The 3,753-nt window shown below is 33.3% G+C and carries 3 protein-coding genes and 2 pseudogenes; 1 reads left to right on the forward strand and 4 read right to left on the reverse strand.

Annotated features, from left to right (window positions below; genetic code table 11):
- Positions 1 to 501 (forward strand): annotated as a pseudogene (locus Q0409_RS01470) (hypothetical protein); the annotation flags it as partial.
- Between the two features lie 251 nt (positions 502 to 752).
- On the opposite strand, the gene Q0409_RS01475 reads toward Q0409_RS01470, so the two are convergent.
- From Q0409_RS01475 to Q0409_RS01490, 4 genes and pseudogenes are all read right to left on the reverse strand, one after another.
- Entirely contained in the window at positions 753 to 1,187 is a 435-nt protein-coding gene (locus Q0409_RS01475) for an acetolactate synthase (RefSeq protein ID WP_298534318.1), read from the reverse strand.
- 15 nt (positions 1,188 to 1,202) lie between these two features.
- Complete coding sequence (locus tag Q0409_RS01480) at positions 1,203 to 2,504, reverse strand: phenylacetate--CoA ligase family protein (protein ID WP_298534320.1); 1,302 nt, start codon at positions 2,502 to 2,504, stop codon at positions 1,203 to 1,205.
- 144 nt (positions 2,505 to 2,648) lie between these two features.
- On the reverse strand, positions 2,649 to 3,419 hold the full coding sequence (locus Q0409_RS01485; protein WP_298534322.1) for a sugar phosphate isomerase/epimerase: 771 nt from the start codon (positions 3,417 to 3,419) through the stop codon (positions 2,649 to 2,651).
- 46 nt (positions 3,420 to 3,465) lie between these two features.
- Positions 3,466 to 3,753 (reverse strand): annotated as a pseudogene (locus Q0409_RS01490) (ATPase); the annotation flags it as partial.

A 3,753-nucleotide genomic window follows, 5' to 3' on the forward strand; every position in this document is an offset into this window, starting at 1 on the left:
GATTTTGAGGAATCACCATTTCTCAATTATACAAATGAAATTAAGACAATCATTATTGAAGAAGGAATAACATCAATTGGAAAGAATATGTTTAATGGAGTAATCAATGTTGATAAAATATATATTCCTTTGAAATACTTTATTAGAGAGGTGGAATTGGACATTAGGGAGATTATTCAGACTCTAAGGAATGCAGGAAACACTATCATTTCCAAAAAGGGTGCTACTGAATATGGTCCTGCCTATGCTATTTCCAACTTGATTATTACACTTATTACAAATTCCCATAAGATATTGACTGTAAGCTTATATTTGGATGGTGAAATTGCTGGTGTCAAAGGAGTTTCCTTAGGTGTTCCTTCCGTTTTATCCAAAAAGGGTAATGCAATGATTGTTCCTATTCATATGAATGATTATGAGACTAAAAAGTTCCAAAATGCAGCGAATGAGATTAGAAAACTCACTGATGATGTAAAGGAAAGTCTAAAGAACGATAAATGATTTTAGCTTATTTTAGCTTATTTTACTTATTTTTTTAACTTTTTTTTACTTTTTTTACTTTTTTTTTAATTGGCACTATTTTTAATCAAATTAATAATCTAAAAAAAAGGATTTTTTTGCATTGGTTGATTAAAACTTGATTTTAAAAAAAGATTCACATTTGTTTGGTTAATTTGATTTTAAAAAAAGATTTTTTGGTGTGGATTGGTTAATTTGATTTTAAAAAAAGAAAAAATAAGTTTATAATTTAATCATAAATTATAAACTTCTTCAGCCGGTACAAGAGGAACCTTATAAGCAGTTAAAATGTTTATAAGATTGTCCAAATCTTCAGCTTGCAATAATAGAATAGCTTTTTCAGTCTTTTCATGAGTGAATGCATAAAGATATTCAAGATCAATCTCTTCATCATTCAATATCTTTAATACAGAAGACAATCCACCAGGGGTATCATCGAGTTCAGCTCCAACGATTGGAGTGTTTTTAACAATGTACCAGTGTTCTTCAAGTATTTTTTTAGCTTTTACAGGGTCTTGAACAACCAATCTTAAAATACCGAATTCAGTTGTGTCTGCTAATGATAAAGCTCTTATGTTTATGTCATTTGCAGCAAGCAAATCTAATGTGTTATAAAGATTCCCTCTTTTGTTTTCCAAAAATATGGATAATTGTGTTATTTTATACATTTTAAAACTCCCTAATTAATGTAAATTACGTTTATCAATCACTCTTTGTATTTTACCTTTTGTGCTTCTTGGAATGCTCTTAGGTGCTACTAAACTAACATTTACTGCAATTCCAATCTCATTTTGAATGTATTCACCAATTTTACGTTTTACACCCATCATCTCTTTGATGTCGTCTGAGAAAAGAGCTTCAGAAGCTTCTACTTTAATTTCAATTTCATCCATTATGTCTGGTCTTGTAACGATGATTTGATAGTGAGGCTCGATGTCGCTGACCTTAAGAAGTGCCTTTTCGATTTGTGATGGGAATACAGCAACTCCTTTCACTTTAATCATGTCATCTGATCTGCCGGTAATCCTTTCCATTCTTGCAAGGGTTCTACCACACTCACAAGTGTCATAGTGAAGTGCAGTGAGGTCCTTGGTTCTGAATCTGATTACAGGCATGCTTTCTCTTTCAAGGTTAGTTAATACCAATTCACCGTGAGTGCCTTCAGGTAATGTGATTCCAGTTTTTGGATCAATGATTTCCGGATAGAAGAAATCTTCAGCAATGTGCAAGCCGTTCTGTGCACAGCATTCCATACCAATACCTGGACCCATCAATTCTGTAAGGCCGTAAATGTTATAAGCTTTGGTCTTAAATGTCTCTTCGATTCTGTCTCTCATTTCAGCTGTCCACATTTCAGCTCCGAAACCTATAGCTTTAAGACCAATTTCATCGAAATCTATTCCCTCTTCCTTAGCAACTTCTCCTAAGTAGATACCATAGGATGGAGTGAAGATAAGACAGGTACTTCCGAAGTCTGCCATGATTTCAACTTGTCTTCTTGTCTGTCCAGTAGAAATAGGGATGATTGTAGCCCCTAATCTGTGAGCCCCATAGTGAACACCGAATCCTCCGGTAAAAAGACCGTAACCATGTGTATTCTGGATAATGTCATCACTGTCAAGGCCCATCATGGTAAGTCCTCTTGCTACGATTTCACCCCAATTGTCAATGTCTCCTTGTGTGTATCCGCTCACTACGGGTTTTCCAGTAGTTCCAGAAGATGAGTGAACCTCTATGATTTCCTTTTTATCAACTGCAAACATTCCAAATGGATAACATGCTCTTAAATCATCTTTAGTAAGGAATGGTAACTTTACTATATCATCTAAGGTTTCTATGTCTTCAGGGAAAACATTTGCATTTGTATACTTTTCTGTGTAAAATGGAATCTTGTCAAAAGCCCTTTTTACAGTAGCCTGCAACTTCTTCAATTGAAGTTCAAAAATGTCTTCTCTTGACATGCATTCTATTTCTTCATTCCACATATTCTAACCTTTTTTGTTTTATGTATTTTTGTAATTTTTGTAATTAATTATAATTCTAATATAATTTTAATAAAATTCTAATATAATTTATTTTCTTATTTTTCATATATGCTAATTTGTATAATTAATTTTTTTAAGTTTTTTTTAAATCAATCCTAAATTTTTCATATATTCTAAACTTTTTTCTACAAAATCTGTAGAAATTAACTCTAACATGTAGATGCCATCGTACTTTTTCTTAGTAAATACATCAAAGAACCCATTTACATCAAAAGTCCCATCACCTAATGCAAGGTGTGAGTCATCATTGCCAGGATTATCATGCACATGTATGTGTTTAATTGAGTCGAAGTAAATTTCCTCTGGAGTGAAGCCATTTGTATGGGCATGACCTATATCCATAGTCATAGGAAGGTCAAGTTTAACTAATGTATCATTCAGTTGATTCACATCCATGAACATGAAGTCAGTGATGTTAGGAAGATTTTCAATGCATGCATCTACTCCACTGTCTTTTGCATAGTTGCCTATGACTTCAAGATGTTCCTCTGATATTTTATAGACCAAATCTTCTCTTCCTCTTCCATGGAATCCAAGAATTCCTGGATGAACAACAACAAGATTGCTGTCAATCATGTTTGCAAGGTCAATTGATCTTTCAATTTCTCTTACTGAAAAATCTGCTATCGCAGGATTTAAGGAAGCGATATTGATGTCAATGAATGGAGCGTGAATAGTATATTTCAAGTCATATGAATTTATGAGATCCACTAGCTCAGCATCATCATTGATTTCTCTATAAGGATAATCATGCACTATTTCAACATAATCAATGTATTTATTGCTGTCAAAGTATTCTAAAGCTTCTTCCATTGTTCTGTCTTCTGTTGCTAACATTGAAGCTCCTATCTTCATTATATCTCCTCTATTTCTAAATAATCATGAAAAGTTAATAATATGCTTAATCTCTGACTCTCGCAACGACCCTTAATCCCTTATCCAAACCATCTATGATTTCATCAGTCAAGTCAAGGTTCTTATGAAGTTTCACATAACCTCTTTTGCCAACAGTTGCAGTGAATAGGTATTTGTCTTCCAGTAGAATGTCAAATGAATTTCCTACAAATTTCTTGCCGACAGGCAATACAAGATGGTCCTTTCTTATTTCAGGATGCAATTCGAAGACTTCGTAGTAGAATTCTGATGTTTCACCTTCATCAAAATCCTCTTCATCATATTCCTCGCTCTC

It is taken from the genome of uncultured Methanobrevibacter sp. (assembly GCF_937898925.1).
Classification (GTDB): domain Archaea; phylum Methanobacteriota; class Methanobacteria; order Methanobacteriales; family Methanobacteriaceae; genus Methanobrevibacter.

Bases quoted from the DNA above. Each gene is read 5' to 3' on its own strand.
- Q0409_RS01485 (WP_298534322.1), bottom strand. From the start codon at position 3,419: ATGAAGATAGGAGCTTCAATGTTAGCAACAGAAGACAGAACAATGGAA.
- Q0409_RS01475 (WP_298534318.1), bottom strand. From the start codon at position 1,187: ATGTATAAAATAACACAATTATCCATATTTTTGGAAAACAAAAGAGGG.
- Q0409_RS01480 (WP_298534320.1), bottom strand. From the start codon at position 2,504: ATGTGGAATGAAGAAATAGAATGCATGTCAAGAGAAGACATTTTTGAA.